Here is a 4930-nt window from a genome sequence, read left to right on the forward strand (position 1 = left end):
ACGTAGGGTTATACCATGCATTACAAGGCGAACACCCTGTGCTACCTATTTTTATATTCGATAAAAGTATTTTAGAAGAATTGCCTGAAAACGATGCTCGCGTCTCCTTTATACACGATACTTTACAAAAACTAAACACTACACTTAAAGCTAATTACAACTCTGGTATTGCGCTTTATTACGGTCAACCTGAAGCTATTTACAAGCAACTGCTTTCTAATTTTACTATAGATACAGTTTTTACAAATCATGATTACGAACCGTATGCTATTTCTAGAGACCAAAAGATAGCAACACTTTTAAACTCTAATAATATTTCTTTTAAAACGTTTAAAGATCAAGTTATTTTTGAAAAGCAAGATATTGTAAAAGATGACGGCAATCCATATAAAGTTTACACCCCATATTCTAGAAAATGGCTAAGTGTTTTTGAAACGCAAGGTATTACATTCTCTTCTTCTGAAAAAGAGCTAGATAACACTTTAAAACAGAGTACTTACCCTAATGTTAGTTTAAACGATATTGGTTTTACAAACCCTTTAAATAAAGTGCCTGAATACACTGTAAATGAAGACTTAATAAAAACCTATGAAGCTACACGAAATTTCCCTGCACAAGATGCAACTTCTAGACTTGGACCGCACTTGCGTTTTGGTACAGTAAGTATAAGACGCATGGTAGATAAAGCCAATAAACAGAACAATAAAACCTTTTTAAAAGAGTTGATTTGGCGTGAGTTTTTTATGCAAATTCTATGGCATTTTCCACATTCGTCTACTAGTAGCTTTAAACCAAAGTACGACCGTATAGTATGGCGTAATAACGAAGCAGAATTTAAGCAATGGTGCGAGGGCAAAACTGGATATCCTTTAGTGGATGCTGGTATGCGACAATTAAATAAAACAGGCTTTATGCATAACCGTATTAGAATGCTTGTTGGTAGTTTTCTTTGTAAACACTTATTGATTGATTGGCGTTGGGGTGAAGCTTATTTTGCCAAAAAACTCCATGATTACGACATGGCGAGTAATGTTGGCAATTGGCAATGGGTAGCTGGTTCTGGTGTGGATGCTTCACCGTATTTTAGAATCTTTAACCCAACCACGCAAATTAAAAAGTTTGACAAAGATTTAGAATATATAAAACAATGGGTTCCAGAGTTTCAAGAATTAACTTACCCAAAACCTATGGTAGACCATAAAGCTGCTAGAGAACGGTGTTTGGAAGTTTATAAGGCTGCGGTGAGTTAGTTTTTATTTAGTATAAAAAATGAAGCTGTCTGAAAAGTATTAAAAGCGTCCTTCTGAAGTTATTTCAGAATCTCATTAAACTAATTTTAAATTGTTATGAGAAACCGAATCAAGTTCGGTTTAACTAAAATTTTACTTTTCAGGCAGCCATTAGTAAAAGTTACTCTAGTAAAGTGTAATCAATCTCCTTTTTTATGGTCGTGTTTTTTTAAAGGTGGGTAGTCCTTCTTCTTATCGGGTGTAACGCGTCTTCTCCTATCTAGAGAGCCATCATCTTTTTTGGGCTTAGGGCCAGGTTTAATTGCTTCTATTGTTATCATATTATATAATTTTATACGATAAAGATATTCGGTTACAACAATAACACCTTACTGAATTCCTTATTCACTTAAAATAAGTGACACAATTATATTTTAGCTTGAAATGTATATAAATCGTAATAACGTCCTTCTGAAGTTATTAACTCGTCATGATTTCCGCGTTCTACTATTTTACCTGCTTCTATAACTAGAATTTGGTCGGCTTTTCTAATCGTGCTTAAACGGTGCGCAATAACTATTGTGGTTCTATTTTTAGTTAATTCAGAAAGGCTCTTTTGTATTAGGGCTTCACTTTCTGTATCTAAATTAGAAGTGGCTTCATCTAGAATAATAATTTTAGGGTCTGCTAAAATCGCTCTTGCTATTGCTATACGTTGGCGCTGTCCTCCAGATAATTTTACACCACGCTCCCCTATTAAAGTTTCTAAGCCTTCCTCGAACCTATCGGTAAACTCATTTACATAGGCTGCTTTTACTGCGTTTTGCAATTGTGCCTCTGTTGCATTTGGTCTAGGAAACATAATGTTTTCCCTAATAGTACCTTCAAATAAAAATTCGTCTTGCAACACTACGCCCAAATGTTTTCTAAAACTACTTAGTTTTACTTTAGAAATATCATGCCCATCTATAGTAACTTCCCCTGATTGTGCATTTAAAAATGTAGCTGCTAACCCAGCTATAGTAGATTTTCCTGAACCTGAGCTTCCTACTAAAGCAATTACAGAACCCGATGGCGCATTAAAGTTAATATTATGTAATACTTGTTTTCCTTCTTCATAAGAAAAATTAACATCTTTAAATTGAATATCTCCTTTAATGTTTTGTAATGCTATGGTTCTATTTGGGTTATCGTCTTCTGTGGCTTCGTTCATTAACTCTTCGGTACGGTCTAAACCTGCTAAAGCTTCGGTTAATTGTGTTCCAATATTACTCATTTGTACTATTGGTGCTATCATAAACCCTAAAATCAATGAGAACTTAAAAAACTCACCAATAGTCATTGTACCTTCAATAATATAATAACCACTAAACCCCATTATTCCAGTAGTGGCTATACCAACTAGTAAGGTAGAAGAACTTGTCATTAACGCAGTTGCGGTTAAACTCTTTTTTACATTTTGAAAAAGCTTATCAACTCCTTTTTCAAATATTTTATTTTCTTGTTCTTCAGAATTAAAGGCTTTTATAACACGAACACCAGCCAATGTTTCGGTTAAACGTCCTTTTACTTCTGCATTTATTTTACCCCTATTCCTAAAAATTGGTCTTATAAATTTAAAAGCTTTTAAGGCTATTAAGGCAAAAACAGATAATGGCAGTAACACAAAAAGTGTCATCCATGGATTAATATCTATTAATAACACAAGAGAAATGACAGCAGTAATCGTCCCACCGACTAATTGTACTAATCCTGTTCCTATAAGGTTTCTCACGCCTTCCACATCGCTCATAATACGAGACACCAAGGCTCCAGATTTAGTGTTGTCGAAAAAACTAATAGGTAAGGCTAATACTTTTTTTTGCACTTGTGCTCGTAATTCGCTAATTAAATACTGTGCTTGTACGCTTAAAATTCGGGTTAATAAAAAAGAAGTTATAGCTTGTACTAATATCGCTGAAATAACAATAATGATAAGTGAATATAATTTATCGAAATCTTTATTTGGTAACACATCATCAATGAAAACTTTGCTTTGTATGGGTACAACAAAACCTGCTAAACTTTTAATAACTATTAAAATTAAACCTATAAAAACGTAATTACGTCGTGGCCAAATAATGGTTTTAAAAGCTGAAGCTAGAGTAACGTTTCGTTTCTTTTTATGTTTAGTTGAAGTGGATTCTTTATAATGTTGCATTTAGCTGTATTTATTGCACAAAAATACTGAAGTTATTATTGAGTTCTTTATGAATAGTACTAATTATCTAACAAACGTCTGTGGTAATTTATTTGCCCTAAATGGTAAGATAAATGCATGGTTAAATGAATTAAAAAATACTCAGTAGTCATTTTATCTTCAAAAACACGACGTACATATTCTTTTTGTAAATCGGCAGTAGTTAGTGTTTTTAATGTATTGGTAACAATGTCTATTGTTTCGTCTACTTGTTGTAATAAAACTGCTCTTGGTATATTTTTTTGCGAAAATTCTAAATCACGTTGCCTTATATAACCTGTATTACCTAACGATGCGCCAATAAATGTTTTTAGGTTACCTACCAGATGCAAACATAAATTACCTGCTGTGTTAGTTACTGCTTTATCTAAAAGCCATAAATTTTCTTCTTTTGTATATAAATTAAGCTCTTGTTTTAGCGCGTTTAAATCGCGAGTGAATAGTTTGATTAAACTGTCTGTTAACATGATTATAAATTTTGTTTTTTATGTCTAAGATAATACTTGATAAGAGTAAAATTAGAATTTATTTAATGTAATTTTGAACCATGCAAAACCAGCCTACTTTTAAGTTTGAATTTGTTGCTTTAATGGCAGCATTAATGTCTCTTGTTGCTCTATCTATAGATGCTTTATTGCCAGCCTTACCAGATGTAGGGCAGTCTTTAGGTGTAACAAACCCTGCTGATAATCAATTATTAATTACTATGATTTTTTTGGGCTTAGGTGTTGGACAACTAATTTTTGGGCCATTATCTGATAGTTTTGGTAGAAAAAGCATTGTTTATATTGGTTTTATTGTTTTTATTATTGCTAGTATTATTTGTGTGACTACTAAAAGTTTTGAGCTTATGATTTTTGGTAGAATTCTTCAAGGTATTGGTTTATCTTCTCCCAGAACTATTGCTATTGCTATGGTTAGAGATTCTTACAGTGGTGATTATATGGCGAAAGTTCTGTCTATAATTGTTGCTTTTTTTATTTTGGTTCCTACTATTGCCCCTGCTTTTGGACAGTTCTTTTTAAATATTGCCGATTGGAGAGCTATTTTTAATGTTAACTTAATAATAGGGATTATAATTATTGTTTGGTTTTGGAAACGTCAACCAGAAACATTGGTTAAAAGCAAGCGTACTCCGTTTTCTCTGGAGTTGTTTATTAATGGTACCAGAGCTTTTTTTAAACAAAAGGAGGCTGTAGCATTTACTTTAATGTCTGGCTTTATAACTGGGTCTTTTATGGTGTACCTAAGCACTTCTCAACAAATTTTTGAAAAACAGTATAATCTTGGTGAATGGTTTCCTTATTTGTTTGCTAGCACTGCTCTAGCCGTAGGGTCTTCTACTTTTATGAATAGTAGACTAGTTGTTAGGTTTGGTTCTTTTAAAATAGCTAAGCTAGCTGCTATAGCTTATACTTCTATTTCATTATTATATATTCTTATTTTCTTTCAAGGAAACAAC

General features: G+C 32.8%; 5 protein-coding genes. 2 read left to right on the top strand and 3 right to left on the bottom strand.

The window, feature by feature from the left end; all coding sequences use genetic code 11:
* Positions 1-1250 (top strand): cryptochrome/photolyase family protein (locus tag ACVC2P_RS19530; RefSeq protein WP_452600126.1); only part of this gene is annotated, 1250 nt, incomplete at its 5' end.
* Positions 1251-1429: 179 nt separating this feature from the next.
* On the opposite strand, the gene ACVC2P_RS19535 is transcribed toward ACVC2P_RS19530, so the two are convergent.
* The 3 genes from ACVC2P_RS19535 to ACVC2P_RS19545 form a co-directional block, all read right to left on the bottom strand.
* Positions 1430-1570, bottom strand: coding sequence for a hypothetical protein (locus tag ACVC2P_RS19535; RefSeq protein WP_452600127.1), 141 nt, complete (start codon positions 1568-1570; stop codon positions 1430-1432).
* An 86-nt stretch (positions 1571-1656) separates the two neighbouring features.
* Positions 1657-3429, bottom strand: coding sequence for an ABC transporter ATP-binding protein (locus tag ACVC2P_RS19540; protein ID WP_452600128.1), 1773 nt, complete (start codon positions 3427-3429; stop codon positions 1657-1659).
* A 59-nt stretch (positions 3430-3488) separates the two neighbouring features.
* The gene (locus ACVC2P_RS19545) at positions 3489-3935 is read right to left on the bottom strand and encodes a DUF1572 family protein (RefSeq protein ID WP_452600129.1); all 447 of its coding nucleotides are present in this window, start codon (positions 3933-3935) and stop codon (positions 3489-3491) included.
* An 80-nt stretch (positions 3936-4015) separates the two neighbouring features.
* On the opposite strand from ACVC2P_RS19545, the gene ACVC2P_RS19550 reads away from it, so the two are divergent.
* On the top strand, positions 4016-4930 hold a 915-nt coding region (locus ACVC2P_RS19550; RefSeq protein ID WP_452600130.1), incomplete at its 3' end, for an MFS transporter.

The sequence above is a fragment of the Pontimicrobium sp. MEBiC01747 genome (assembly GCF_053601635.1).

Excerpts from the sequence above, each read along its gene's own strand:
- ACVC2P_RS19535 (WP_452600127.1), bottom strand. The coding sequence starts at position 1,570 with ATGATAACAATAGAAGCAATTAAACCTGGCCCTAAGCCCAAAAAAGAT.
- ACVC2P_RS19540 (WP_452600128.1), bottom strand. The coding sequence starts at position 3,429 with ATGCAACATTATAAAGAATCCACTTCAACTAAACATAAAAAGAAACGA.
- ACVC2P_RS19545 (WP_452600129.1), bottom strand. The coding sequence starts at position 3,935 with ATGTTAACAGACAGTTTAATCAAACTATTCACTCGCGATTTAAACGCG.